Raw genomic sequence first — 13,303 nt, forward strand, 5'->3', positions numbered from 1 at the left:
GAAAAGTGAAACGGGTACTGGCATGAAGGAGGCCCGCCCCCTTCATGCCTTCCCCGACGGGGGAGGTGGCCGCCTGACTTGCCGTTTCAATTTGCTGTTTCACGCGAGCGCATGACCAAACAACTGATCATTGCCGAAAAACCCTCGGTCGCCCAGGATATCGCCAAAGCGCTTGGCGGCATGGACGAGCACTTCGTGCGCCAGGGGGACTATTTCGAGAGCGAGAACTACGTGCTCTCCTCCGCCATCGGCCATCTGCTGGAGTTGGCGGTGCCCGAGGAGTACGAGGTCAAGCGGGGCAAGTGGACCTTCACCCATCTGCCGGTGATTCCGCCCCGCTTCACCCTGAACCCGATCGAGAAAACCGCCGACCGGCTCAAGCTGTTGACCCGCCTGATCAAGCGCAAGGACGTGGTGGCCCTGATCAATGCCTGCGACGCGGGACGGGAAGGCGAACTGATCTTCCGCTACGTCGCCCAGCACGCGCTGGGCGCCAAGGGCGACAAGCCGATTCGCCGGCTCTGGCTGCAGTCGATGACCACCGGCGCGATCCGTGACGGCTTCGCCCATCTGCGCTCCGATGTGGAAATGCTGCCGTTGGCCGATGCCGCCCGCTGCCGCTCCGAGGCCGACTGGCTGATCGGCATCAACGGCACGCGGGCCATGACGGCCTTCAATTCCGCCGAAGGCGGCTTCTACAAGACGCCGGTCGGACGGGTACAGACGCCGACCCTGGCGATCCTGGTGGAGCGGGAAAACCGCATCCGCAACTTCGTTTCCCGCGACTATTGGGAAGTGGAGGCCGAATTCAAGGCGGTCGCCGGCATCTATCGGGGGCGCTGGTTCGACGAGAAATTCAGGAAGTCGGACGATGAGCACGCCAAGGCCGAACGTCTCTGGGAGCAGGCCAAGGCCGAGGCCATCCGCAAGAAATGCCTGGGCAAGCACGGCGAGGTGGAAGAGGAGAGCAAGCCCAAGACCGAGGCCTGCCCGATGCTCTACGACCTGACCTCCCTGCAGCGGGAGGCCAACGGCCGCTTCGGTTTTTCCGCCAAGAACACCCTGGGGCTGGCGCAGGCCCTGTACGAGAAGCACAAGGTCCTCACCTATCCGCGGACCGATTCGCGCCACCTGCCCGAGGACTACATCGCCACCGTCAAGGACACCCTGGGCAACCTCGCGGAAACGTCCTACGGCCGCTTCACCGACCAGATACTGAAGAACGGCTGGGTCCATCCCAACAAGCGCATCTTCAACAACGCCAAGGTCTCGGACCACTTCGCCATCATTCCCACCGGCGTCGTGCCCAAGAGCCTCTCCGAGCCCGAGCAGAAGCTCTACGACCTGGTGATGAAGCGGTTCCTGGGCATTTTCTTCCCCGCCGCCGAATACAACGTCACCACCCGCATCACCCGGGTCGAGGGCGAGGCCTTCAAGACCGAGGGCAAGGTGCTGGTCAATGCTGGCTGGCTGGCGGTGTATGGCAAGGAAGCCCAGAGCGGGGGCGAGGAGGAGAATTCCAACCTGCCGCCGCTGGAAGCCGACGAGCGGGTCTGGGCCAATGACGTCGAGGTGAAGGGCAAGGCCACCCAGCCGCCGCCCCGCTTCTCCGAAGCCACCTTGCTGACCGCCATGGAAGGCGCCGGCAAGCTGGTGGAGGACGAGGAGCTGCGGGAAGCGATGTCCGAGCGGGGCCTGGGCACGCCGGCCACCCGCGCGGCGACGATCGAGGGCCTGATCACCGAGGAATACATCCACCGCAACGGGCGCGAACTGCAGCCCACCGCCAAGGCATTCTCCCTCCTGTTCGCCCTGGAAAAGCTGGGGGTGGACGAGATCCGTTCCCCGGAGCTGACCGGCGAGTGGGAGTACAAGCTCAAGCTGATGGAGCAGGGCAAGCTGGCCCGCGACGAGTTCATGAGCCACATCAGCGGCAAGACCCGGGAGATGGTGGATCGGATCAAGCACGGCGAGCTGCCCGACGAGGCATTCTCGACGCTGAAGACGCCCTGCCCCCGCTGCGGCGGGCAGATCCGCGAAGGCTACAAGAAGTTCGAGTGCCAGGGCTGCGACTACAAGCTGTGGAAGGTCGTCGCCAGCCGACAGTGGGAGCCCGAGGAGATGGAGGAACTCCTCTCCAAGGGCGTCGTCGGCCCCCTCCAGGGTTTCCGCAGCAAGATGGGACGGGCCTTCGCGGCGATCATCAAGCTCAATGGCGAGAAGATGCCCGAATTCGATTTCGGCCAGTCCAACGGCGAGGGCGAGGCCGAGGAAGTCGATTTCTCCGGCCAGGAGCCCCTGGGCACCTGTCCCAAGTGCGGCGCCCGGGTCTTCGAGCACGGCATGAGCTATGTCTGCGAGAAGTCGGTGGGCGCTGTCCGGACCTGCGATTTCCGTTCCGGCAAGGTGATCCTGCAGCAGGAAATCGGCCGCGGCGAGATGCAGAAGCTGTTGGAGGAAGGCCGTACCAGCCTGTTGAAGGGCTTCATCTCGGCCCGCACCCGTCGCAAGTTCTCCGCCTTCCTGGTGCGCGGCAAGGACGGCAAGGTGGGCTTCGAATTCGAGGCCAAGGCACCCAAGGTACCCAAGGACGCCAAAGCCGGCAAGACATCGGACGGCGAGGCCGCGCCGAAGAAACGCGCCGGCAGCAAAACGACCGCCAAGGCGTCCCCCCGGGCGAAAGCCTGAGCTGGCCTCCGCTGGCGCCGGGTCAGGTGTTTGCGGAGCTGCCGCCGCTTTCAGCGGACGCGGGGCAGCGTCAGTTCGAAGACCGAACCGCGTCCTGGGCAGGAACGGTAGCTCAAGCCGGTGTCGAGCAGACGCGCCAGCCGCTGGCAGATGGGCAGGCCCAGTCCCAGGCCTTGCGCATTGTCCCGGTGCGGATTATCGATCTGGTAGAACTCCTCGAAAATGCGTTCCTGATGTTCGGGAGCGATGCCGATGCCGGTATCCCATACTTGCAGCACCACCCGATCCTGGCGATAGCGGACGCTCACCAGCAGCCCGCCCCGCTGCGTGTATTTGAGGGCGTTGCCGACCAGATTGCGCAAAATCATGTTGAGCAGCTGCGGGTCGGTACGCACCTGTGCCGCCTGTGGGAAAAACAGCTTGAAACGCAGTCCCCGGGCCAGCGCCAGGGAGGCGAATTCCTCATTGATCTGCGCCATGATCTCCATCACTTCCACGTCCCGCATACGGATCGCCATGCCGCCCGCGTCTATGCGGGTGATGTCCAATAGGCAATCGAGCAGGGAGCCCAGGGATTCCACGGCGGTGCCGATCTGCCGGCAGAGTTGCTGCTGACGCTCGTTCAGGCTGCTTTTCCCGAGCAGGTCGAGGAAAAGACGCGCGGCCTGCACCGGTTGCCGCAGGTCGTGGCTGGCGGCCGCGAGGAAGCGGGTCTTGGCCTGCTCCCGGAATTCCGCCTGGGTCGCCCGTTCATGCTGGGCCGACAGGCGCTGGGTGTTCAGGTGCTTGTATTCGCTGATGTCGCTGGTGATGCCGACGAAATACTCGGTATCGCCGATGCGGACCGATTCGGCGGAGACCAGGGCGTCGAAGGTCTGGTCGGATGCATGACGGAAACAAGCTTCGGCATTGCGCACGTAGCCCTGCGTTTTCATCGCTTCCAGTATCCGCTGCCGTTCTTCCGGCATCACCCAGCGATCCAGCTCACCACTGGTATGGCCGACGGCTTCTTCCCGGGAAAGCCCGAACATCGTCAACCAGGCCTGGTTGGCATCCAGCAGACGCCCATCCGCGACCCGGGTGAGGCTGATGCCGCACGGACTGTTGCGGAAGATGCTGGACAGCAACGCCTCTCGCTCTTTCAGCCGGTTTTCCGCCCGTTTCCGCTCGGAAATGTCGCGTACCACCCCCACCAGGTATCCGGGTTGATCCTCCGTCCCGGGCAAGACGTAGGCGCTTATTTCGCACCAGACGGTGGAGCCGTCCTTGCGCAGCATTTCCATTTGGCGTGCCGGGAGGGGGTGGCCCTGGCTCAATCGGGCTTGGCGCAACATTTCGTGAAAGAGGGCCGCCGAGCCCGTGGCGAAATTCTGTTCCAGCGGCAGTTCGGCCACCTCTTCCGGCGTATAGCCGCGCAGACGCGTCACCGCGGGGCTGGTGTAAACCCGATCGCCCTCGAGGTCCATCAGCCAGAGGACGTCGTCGCTGAACTCCAGAAGGTGGGCCATCTGTTCAGGGGCGAGTTGCAATGGGTGGGAATCTGCGCGCAACACGGCGGCCGGCTGCGTGCCGCGTCGGCGATCGATAGCCGCCAGGAACAGAAGACAGATCACCATGACGGCAAGCGCCGGCAGCAGCCGATTCGGGGCCATCAGCCAGTGCCGCCGCGGATCGGTGGGGCCGATGCCGGCTTCCCCCTCGATCCCGGAGAACAGCAGCCAGGCGACCAACAATACCGAGACGCCGCAGGCGGCGAGAACGAGGAGGCGACGGTGTGGCAATGGCGAAGAAGGGCGCGTCATCAACGATGGCTCCAGGACGAGAGCCGGTCATGGACGGAGTTGTCGAGGTATACGGCCTAGCTGCGCCGACCCGCCACCGGGGGTGCGGCGATCACCTCTTCCAACGCGCCCTGCCGTGCCCTTTCGATGTGGACAGGTCGATTTTGACCCGGCGCACCCAGACGGGAAAGACGAAATTCCCGGTTATCGGTATTTTTCCTCCTTTCGCCGCGTGCCCAGCTCGAAGCGCATCCTCCTGAAAACCGTACCGCAAGCCACAGAGGGCGCAGAGAGAGTCGTTTGAGCCTAGGTTTCAAGGATCATCCGGTGCTTCTGGCGGCGCTGGAGAAGCACAGTGCCCTGGCGTCGAGGCCACCGGCGGGCTTCCGGCTCAGTCGTGGCAAAGCAGGGCGATGTCGCCCTCGGCGCTGGCGGCAATGCGCTCGAGGCAGGCCAGTACCTCGTGGCTGGTCTCCTCCATCTCGTCGATCCGCGCGAAGCATGCTTGTTGCTCTTTCTCCTGGAACAGGCGCAGCGCCGTCTGCCCGGCATCGTGGAAACGCCGGTGCGGCGCTTCCATGTCCGAGAAACCTGGCAGCTTCGAGAAGCAATTGCGGCCCTCGCCTTCGTAGTACCACTTGCCCAGCCGGCAATGGGTGTGGGTGGCGAAATCCGCGACGCTCTTTTGCGATACACCCATCAGCACCCGATAGACCTCGAACTTGTAGACCAGATGGTCGATCTTGGCGACTTCCACGAAGCTGCGCAGCGCCGCCGCGGCGATGGTCCCCTCCATGCGCTGCGAAAGGGTGGTGAGCGCCTGCATGTCGGCCGTGGCCGCGTTGCCCTCGTCGCCGAAGCTCGCCGAGCGCTGGGCCCATTGCTCCATCTGGCCGCGCGTTTCCCGGGTTTCGTCCTGGATGGCGCTGACTTGGGTGGCAATCTCGTTGGTGGCCGTCGCCGTGCGCTCGGCGAGTTTGCGCACCTCGTCGGCCACCACGGCGAAGCCCCGTCCCTGCTCGCCGGCCCGGGCCGCCTCGATCGCCGCGTTGAGCGCCAGCAGATTGGTCTGGTCGGCGATTTCGCGGATCAGCTGGACAATGCCGCCGATCTGGTTGGCGCGCTCCGTCAGCGTCTCCACATTGCCCGTCATGGACGAGGTGTCCGCCGCCAGGGCCGCCAGATTGCCGGCGATCTTTTCCATGGATTGGCGGCTTGCCCCGGAAACCGTGGCGGCCTCGACGGCATGCCGCTTTTCCTCCTGCATGGTGTTGGCGATCGCCAACTGGGAGCGCTGAATCTCCAGGAAGGATTCGCCGAAGGATTGCATGGTGTGATAAATCCGCTGGGACTGTTCGAGGGCATCCACCATCTGTTTCAGCTGTGCTTCGGCAGCCTCCCGCGCCGTGCGCTCTGCCGCCAGTTCGTCCCGCTGGGTCGACAGTCGCGCTTCCAGCTGGCGATTCGCCGCTGTGAGCTGTTCGAGTTTTTGTCTGGATGCCGAAAAAAACATCTGAATCTCCTTATCCGATGACTTTGAACTGACCGACCACCCGGCGCAGCTCATGCGCGGTTTCCTTGAGCGTGTCGGCGGCCTGCTTCGCCCCTTGTACGGCTGCGAGGTTGTCGTCGATCAGCGTGGCGATCTGCTCCATATTACTCGCCACCAGCTCGGCCGCCGCCGTCTGTTCGTTGGCGGCATCGGCGATATGGCGCGCCATGCCGGTCACCTCGGCGCTGGTGGAGGTGATCCGGTCGAGGCCGGCCATGCTTGCACGGACCATGCCGATGCCCTGTTCGACCTCGGTGACCGCGTGGTTCATGGAGATTACGGTGGCATCGGTCACTTTGCGGATTTCCGCGACGGTGGCGGTGATGTCGGTGGTCGATGTCGTGGTGCGTTCCGCCAGCTTGCGCACTTCGTCGGCGACGACCGCGAAGCCGCGTCCCATCTCGCCGGCCCGGGCCGCCTCGATCGCCGCATTGAGCGCCAGCAGATTGGTCTGGTCGGCGATTTCCTGGATCACCTGGGTGATGCCGCCGATCTTGGCGATCGCCTGATCGAGATCGGCGATGGTGTCGCTCGACGATTGCACCGCATCCACCACGCGTCCCGTCGCCGCCGTGCTCTGCTCCATGCTGACCTGGGCGAGCTGCACCTGGTCCTGGGCGCCAGCCGCAACCTATCGGTAGCGCCACGAAGCGCCCCCAAACGTCCGAGCGCAGCGAGCCGTATCGCCCCCCGGAGGGGGCGAAGGGGGGAGAGCGTTCAGGCGACCTGGCTGCTGCGGGGTTGCGCGGTTTCCTGATAGAGGGTGGTACGACGCCAGGGGCGGCGGCCGACGCTCCTGGCCAGTTTCTCCAGCGCCTGGATCGAGAACTCCTGGCCGTTGGTGCCGCCGGCCGAGCGGGTGATGGATTCGTACATCAGCACGCCGCCCAGGTCGTTGGCGCCGGCCTGCAGACACAGGGCAGCGCCCTGGCCGCCCATCTTGACCCAGGAGGTCTGGATGTTGGGGATCAGCGGATGCAGCGCCAGCCGCGCCACCGCGTGCATCAGCAGCGATTCCTTGAGCGTGGGACCGGCGCGCGACTTGCCGCGGCGGCCCATCGGCGCCTCCATATGCACGAAGGCCAGGGGCACGAACTCGGTGAAACCGCCGGTTTCCTTCTGCAGATTGCGCACGTGCAGCAGGTGCCGCGCCCAGTGCTCGGCGCGGTCCACGTGGCCGTACATGATGGTGGCGGTGGTCTTGATCCCCACCTCGTGGGCGGCGCGGACCACTTCCAGCCATTGGGCGGTGTTGATCTTGTCGTGGCAGATCACCGCCCGCACCTCGTCGTCGAGGATCTCGGCGGCGGTGCCGGGCAGGGTGGACAGTCCGGCCTCCTTCAGCATCCGCAGGTAGTCGTGCAGCGTCATGCCCAGGGTGGTGGCGCCCTGGTGGATCTCCAGCGGCGAGAAGGCGTGCAGGTGCATGCCCGGCACCCGGGCCTTCACCGCGGCGACGATCTCGCGGTAGGTGTGGCCGGTGTACTCGGGGTGGATGCCGCCTTGCATGCAGACTTCGGTGGCGCCCTTGTCCCAGGCCTCGGCCGCGATCTCGGCGACCTGGGCCGGATCGAGCCGGTAGGCCGGGCCGCGCAATTCCGGGGTGGCGCGACCCTTGGCGAAGGCGCAGAAGTTGCAGCGGTAGGAGCAGATGTTGGTGTAGTTGATGTTGCGATTCACCACGTAGGAGACGCCGTCGCCCACCACCTCGGCCCGCAGCTGGTCGGCGGCGCGCAGCACGCCACGGAAGTCGTCGCCCTCGGTGGCGAACAGCGCGACGATCTCGGCTTCCGAGAGGTCGGCGCCGGCGCGGGCCTTGTCGATGATGGCGGCGATCTCCGCGTGCACCTGGAGCGGCCGCTCGGCATCCACCCACGACGCGGCATGCACCGGCATCGGGTCGCCGGCGCCGGCGTGCCAGCTGTCGGTGCGGGCGCGGCCGAAAATGTCGATGCGCGCCAGGAGCGCCGGCACCAGCGCGGCGTCCAGCCAGCGCGTCGCCCGCATCGCGTGGGCCGGCGCCAGCGCCAGGCGTTCGGCCAGGTGGCGGCCGGCGGCGGTGGTTTCCGTCGCCAGCTCCACCAGATGCGGCCAGGGCGCCTCCGGATTCACGTGATCCGGGGTCACCGGGGACACGCCGCCCCAGTCATTGACGCCGGCGCCGACCAAGGCGGCCAGGTCGTCGCGTTGCAGATTCGGCGGCGCCTGGATCGACATCGTCGGGCCGAAGATCAGCCGCGCCACGGCCAGGGTCCACAGATGCTCCGCCAGCGGCGGCTCGGGCGCCTCGGCCATCTTGGTGTGGGGCTTGGCGCGGAAGTTCTGGACGATGACTTCCTGGATGTGGCCGAACTCGTCGTTCAGGTCGCGCAGCGCGAGCAGGGATTCGATGCGTTCGCCGCGGGTCTCGCCGATGCCGATCAGGATGCCGCTGGTGAAGGGCACCGCCAGCTCGCCTGCGGCGCGCAGGCAGGCCAGGCGCGTGGCGGGATCCTTGTCCGGGGAGCCGAAGTGCGGGCCGCCCTTCTCGCACAGGCGCGGCGAGGCGGACTCCAGCATGATGCCCATGGAGAAGGAGACCTTGCGCAGGCGCGCCATTTCCTCGGCGCTCATGATGCCGGGGTTGAGGTGGGGCAGCAGGCCCGTCTCCTCGTAGACCAGGCGGGCCATCGCCTCCAGATAGTCCAGGGTGCTGGCGTAGCCCAGTTCGTCAAGCGCGGCGCGGGCGGCGCCGTAGCGCAATTCGGGCTTGTCGCCGAGGGTGAACAGGGCTTCCTTGCAGCCGGCGGCGACCCCGGCGCGGGCGATCGCCAGCACCTGTTCCGGCGACAGGTAGGGGTTCTCCAGCGAGCGCGGCGGCTGGGCGAAGGTGCAGTAATGGCAGACGTCGCGGCACAGCTGGGTGAGCGGGATGAACACCTTGCGTGAATAGGTGACGATGCGGCCGAAGCCTTCGCGGGTCAGGGCCTCCGCCGCCGCCATGAGGGCCGGCAGGTCGTCGCAGGCCGCCAGCCGCAGGGCGTCCTCCCGGCAGGGACGTTGTCCGGCGCGGGCGGCGGCGATGATGGCGTTCATGGCTGTTGCGTGCATTCCTGGTTCCATTCCATAAAAGTCGCGCGGCGACTTCAGAAAGCTTTCCTCGTCCGCTTGCGGGACGGGGGCGGGGGTGAGAGATGAGGGAAAACGGACATGGCGCCCATCTTTCAGGATGTCTTCTGAAAAGTCATGTCTGTCAGCGCATCCAGGAGGAAAGCGTAGCGGCTGCCTCCCTCCGCGATCAGTCGTTGCAGATCCCGCGGCTCGTCCACGTCGAAGCCCAGCCCGGCCCGCTTGACGATGGCCGGCGTCTTGCCGATCAGCGTGGCCTCGGCCTGATGGCGGGCGAAGCTCATGGCGCCGAAATGAAAACGGAAGGCGCTGGGCAGCGCCAGATGGATGGCGTTGGTGCCCTGATTGTCGCGGTCCGGCGCCAGCGCCAGGCCGGTCTCGCGACCGGCCGCCACCAGGGCGTCCACATCGGCGGCGGTGAGCAGCGGCAGATCGCCGTGGAGCACCACGAGTTCCGTCGCGCCGCGCGACGCCAGCGCCGCCGCGCCGGCGTCGACGGCGGCGTTGAGGCCGGCGCCGGGGTCGTCCAGATGCAGGACGCGCTCGCCCAGCTCCACCGCCTCGGCGCTGACCACGGCGATGCCGGCGATGCTTTCGGCATCGCCGAGCGCGCGCGCCACGTCTTCCAGCATCAGCCGCGCCATGCGCTGGCGCGGCGCCGGCGCGAGCACGCCGGCCAGCCGGCCCTTGCCCGCGCTGCGGGTCTTGACGGGGATCAGGGCCCAGCAACCTTGCGGCGTCATCGCAGTTCCGACGCGAAAGCCAGGCACTCCCGCGCCAGCCGCTCGCGGTCTTCCAGGGTGTTCATCAGGGTGTCCGCCAGTTTCACTTTCGGCTTCAACCCGCTCGCCAGCGCCGCGTCGCGCTGGTCGAGGATGAAGCCATCGATCAGGTTTCCATAGTAATCCGCCACCGCCGCCGGAGAAACCGGAATACCCAGTTCGGTCATGATCTTGGCCGTCGGCCCCTTCACCGCCTTGCCGCCGATCAGCGGCGAGACGGCGATCACCGGTGCCGCCGTCGCCGCCAGCATCTCGCGGATGCCGGGTACGGCGAGGATCGGCGCGATGCTCAGGTAGGGGTTCGACGGGCAGAGGACCACGGCCTCCAGCGCCGGGTCCGCCAGGGCCGCGGCGATGGCCGGCGCCGGCCGCGCGTTCTGGGCGCCGGCGTAGCCCATGCCGGTCACCACCGGCCGGCACTGATGGCGGACGAAGTATTCCTGGAAGTCCAGCTCGCCTTCGGCGGTGCGCACGCGGGTGCGCACCGGATCGTCGCTCATCGGCACGATGCGGGCGGCGATCTCCAGCCGTTCGGCGACGCCGGCGATCACCCGGCTCAGCGTCTCCCCGGCGGCCAGGCGCCGGGTCCGCTCCACATGCAGCGCCAGGTCGCCGTCGCCGAGGCGGAACCAGGTGTCGCCGCCGAGACGCTCCAGGGTCGCCATGAAGGTCCAGGTCTCGTCGCGGCGTCCCCAGCCCAGCACCGGGTTGGCCAGGCCCGCCAGGGTGTAGAGCGCGGTGTCGACGTCGGGCGAGATGTGCAGCCCCAGGTGGGTGAAGTCGTCGCCGGTGTTGGCGATCACGGTCAGGCCGCCACGCGGCAGCACCCGGTACAGGCCCAGCGCCAGCTTGGCGCCGCCGATGCCGCCGGAAAGCGCCACAACGTTCCGTGGCTGGTTTGCACTGCTCATTGGAACATGTCCTCTTCCAGCGGCCGGATCAGGGCCTGGCCGTCGTTGTCCGGCGCGCTCCAGGACAGGCCGCGCGCCAGGACCATCGGCGTGCCCTCGGCGCCTTCGCCCATGGCCAGGGCCGCGCCGGCGGCGATGGCGTCGGCGTAGGCCACCTGGGTCACTTCCAGGATGCGGCCGTGGCGGTCGGCCTCGCCGCGGCGGTCGATCAGGGCCGGCAGCCCGGCGCAGCCCAGAGCCACGTTGACCACGCCGTGGCGCCAGGCGCGGCCGAAGCTGTCGCTGACGATCACGCCCAGGTCGCACCCCAGGCGCTGGCGCAGGGCATCGCGCAGCGCGGCGGCGGAAGCGTCGGCATCCAGCGGCAGCAGCAGCGCCACGTCCGCGCCTTCGACGTTGGAGCGGTCGATGCCGGCGTTGGCCATCACGAAGCCGCAGCGGTGGCGCACGATCAGCACATTGGTCTTGGCCCGCAGCACTTCACGCGACTCGGCCAGCACCAGCTCCACCACGCGCGGATCCTTGCCGGTGACGGCGGCCAGTTCCAGCGCGCGCGGCGAGGGGCTGACGTCGGCCAGCTGCACCAGGCGCCCCTCGGACTTGGAGACCACCTTCTGGGCCACGATCAGAACGTCGCGTTCCCGGGGCTGGACAGGAATGCGGGCCAGCGCCGCGCAGGCGATTCCGGCCAGGTCGTCGCCGGCGCGAATTTCGCCGATGCCCGGCAGGGCGGTGAAGCTGATGGATGCGGTCATGGGTGGTTCGGGCAGAGGGCTGCGGCGGGTCGAAAAACCCTCGATTATCGACTACTTGGCAGCCCTTGTGGCCGGGACGCCGGGAAACCAGGCCGGCTTACGGCGTCATCAGGGCGGCGAGCCGGGCCGCCAGTTTGGGGTATTCCCAGTAGGCCTTGAGGGAGGCGATCTTGCCGGCCGCATTGGCGCGGTAAACCACGATCATCAGGTGTTCGAGCACCTTGCCGCCAGGCAGGTCGCGCTCCATCTTCACCAGATTGGCGCATTCGTCGGCACAGGGGAAGGTGTTCAGGATTTCCAGGCGCATCGGGCCGGCGGCGACGGTGGCGTCCCAGAAGCGGCCGATGGCCTCCTTGCCGCGATGGCCCAGGCCCGTCGGGTCCAGCGGGGACTCGCCGACCGGGTCCTGGATTACCGCGTCCTCGGCGAACAGCTCGACCCAGTTCGCCCGGTCGCCGGCGATCACGTATTTCATCGAGTTGCGGCTGGCCGCCTGGGCGGCATTGACGGCATCACTCATGGTTGTCTTCTCCTTCTGGTTTTGATGGTGGTTTTGGTGGTCGAAAAGAGGTTGGCGTGAAAATGGAGCTTTTCCGCCGCGCCGCCGCAAGGAAAAGCGGCACGCGGCGAAGCCGCAACGCCATCGGTGCCGCCACGAAGCGCCCCCAAACACCCGAGCGCAGCGAGCCGTACCGCCCCCCCGGAGGGGGGCGAAGGGGGGCGAGCCTTCTCACTAGAACTGCCGGATCACGATGTTGGCGAAGCGTTCCATGGCTTTCTTCTTCACGTCCAGCTCGCGGATGTCGTCGCCATCGTCGATCCACTTGGTGGCGCCCCAGGGCGACAGCATCCAGGGGGCGATGCAGGTGGTGTCATGGACGCCCAGCGCGTGCAGTTCCTCGACCACGGCGGGCTTGAGGGCCTGGGCCAGCGCGACGCAGGGGGAGAAGGTGTCCAGCGGCAGGCCGGCCTCGCGGCGGGTTTCCCGCATCGAGGCGAGCACCGGTTTCAACTGGGACAGGGACAGGGGCACGCCCAGCCAGCCGTCGTTCAGCGCCGCCCGGCGCAGGGCCGGTGCGCTGCCGCCGCCGCACCAGATGGGAATTGGCGCGCCGGGCGCGGGGTGCATCACGGCGTGTTCGAAGCGGAAGAACTCGCCCTGATGGCTGGCCTCCTGGCCGCTCCACAGCTTCCTCATCACCGCGATCAGTTCGTCCATGCGGCGGCCGCGTGAGGGAAAGTCGATGCCCGCCAGATCATATTCCTCCTTGACCCAGCCCACCGACAGGCCGCACATCACGCGGTCGCCGCACAGCGCGGCCAGGGTGGCGACCGCCTTCGCCACGGTGAACGGGTCGCGCAGGGCGCCCAGATAGATGTTGGTGCCCAGCTTGAGCCGCCGGGTCGCCGCGCCCATCGCCGCCAGGGCGATCCAGGGGTCGAGCCAGGGCGTATCCGGCGGCCACCACATCTTGCCGTCCTCGGTGTAGGGATATCTGCTTTCAATGCGGGTGGGCATCACCAGGTGGTCGGCCATGGTGATGCCGTGATAACCCAGCGCCTCGGCGAAGCTGGCGATTTCGGTGAGCTGCCCGGTTTCCTTGATGGGCATCAGGGAGAGCCAGAATTTCATCGGTCGTGCTCCGGTGGTGGGCATGGAAGAACGGCGCAACTTTGACATGAGGCCGGGATCAAGGCAACCTGAACACTTTCAGATCCCTGTTTC

General features: G+C 67.0%; 10 protein-coding genes. 1 reads left to right on the forward strand and 9 read right to left on the reverse strand.

What is annotated here, in order from left to right:
* Nucleotides 1-111 precede the first annotated feature (111 nt).
* Complete coding sequence (locus B9N43_RS13400) at nt 112-2,688, forward strand: DNA topoisomerase III (protein ID WP_145842685.1); 2,577 nt, start codon at nt 112-114, stop codon at nt 2,686-2,688.
* A 50-nt stretch (nt 2,689-2,738) separates the two neighbouring features.
* Here B9N43_RS13400 and B9N43_RS13405 read toward each other — a convergent pair whose 3' ends face one another.
* The 9 genes from B9N43_RS13405 to B9N43_RS13445 form a co-directional block, all read right to left on the reverse strand.
* On the reverse strand, nt 2,739-4,490 hold the full coding sequence (locus B9N43_RS13405; protein ID WP_145842687.1) for a PAS domain-containing sensor histidine kinase: 1,752 nt from the start codon (nt 4,488-4,490) through the stop codon (nt 2,739-2,741).
* Nucleotides 4,491-4,860: 370 nt separating this feature from the next.
* Nucleotides 4,861-5,982, reverse strand: a complete 1,122-nt coding sequence (locus tag B9N43_RS17715) for a methyl-accepting chemotaxis protein (protein WP_222428735.1) — start codon at nt 5,980-5,982, stop codon at nt 4,861-4,863.
* A 10-nt stretch (nt 5,983-5,992) separates the two neighbouring features.
* Nucleotides 5,993-6,607 (reverse strand): methyl-accepting chemotaxis protein, encoded by a 615-nt coding sequence (locus B9N43_RS13415; protein WP_145843577.1) that lies wholly within the window; start codon nt 6,605-6,607, stop codon nt 5,993-5,995.
* Nucleotides 6,608-6,738: 131 nt separating this feature from the next.
* Nucleotides 6,739-9,096 (reverse strand): 5-amino-6-(D-ribitylamino)uracil--L-tyrosine 4-hydroxyphenyl transferase CofH, encoded by a 2,358-nt coding sequence (gene cofH / locus B9N43_RS13420; protein WP_222428736.1) that lies wholly within the window; start codon nt 9,094-9,096, stop codon nt 6,739-6,741.
* 128 nt (nt 9,097-9,224) lie between these two features.
* Nucleotides 9,225-9,872 (reverse strand): 2-phospho-L-lactate guanylyltransferase, encoded by a 648-nt coding sequence (gene cofC, locus B9N43_RS13425; RefSeq protein ID WP_145842690.1) that lies wholly within the window; start codon nt 9,870-9,872, stop codon nt 9,225-9,227.
* On the reverse strand, nt 9,869-10,822 hold the full coding sequence (gene cofD, locus B9N43_RS13430) for a 2-phospho-L-lactate transferase (protein ID WP_145842691.1): 954 nt from the start codon (nt 10,820-10,822) through the stop codon (nt 9,869-9,871). The genes cofC and cofD overlap by 4 nt, the downstream gene beginning before the upstream one ends.
* Nucleotides 10,819-11,577 carry a coenzyme F420-0:L-glutamate ligase gene (gene cofE / locus B9N43_RS13435; protein ID WP_145842692.1) on the reverse strand — a complete coding sequence of 253 codons (759 nt, stop codon included), beginning with the start codon at nt 11,575-11,577 and terminating at the stop codon, nt 10,819-10,821. Before cofE ends, cofD begins: the two co-directional genes overlap by 4 nt.
* A 97-nt stretch (nt 11,578-11,674) precedes the next feature.
* On the reverse strand, nt 11,675-12,097 hold the full coding sequence (locus B9N43_RS13440; protein WP_145842693.1) for a nuclear transport factor 2 family protein: 423 nt from the start codon (nt 12,095-12,097) through the stop codon (nt 11,675-11,677).
* A 213-nt stretch (nt 12,098-12,310) separates the two neighbouring features.
* Nucleotides 12,311-13,210 carry a TIGR03619 family F420-dependent LLM class oxidoreductase gene (locus B9N43_RS13445; RefSeq protein WP_145842695.1) on the reverse strand — a complete coding sequence of 300 codons (900 nt, stop codon included), beginning with the start codon at nt 13,208-13,210 and terminating at the stop codon, nt 12,311-12,313.
* Between the last annotated feature and the right edge of the window lie 93 nt (nt 13,211-13,303).

Source organism: Denitratisoma sp. DHT3, from assembly GCF_007833355.1.
Lineage (GTDB): Bacteria > Pseudomonadota > Gammaproteobacteria > Burkholderiales > Rhodocyclaceae > Denitratisoma.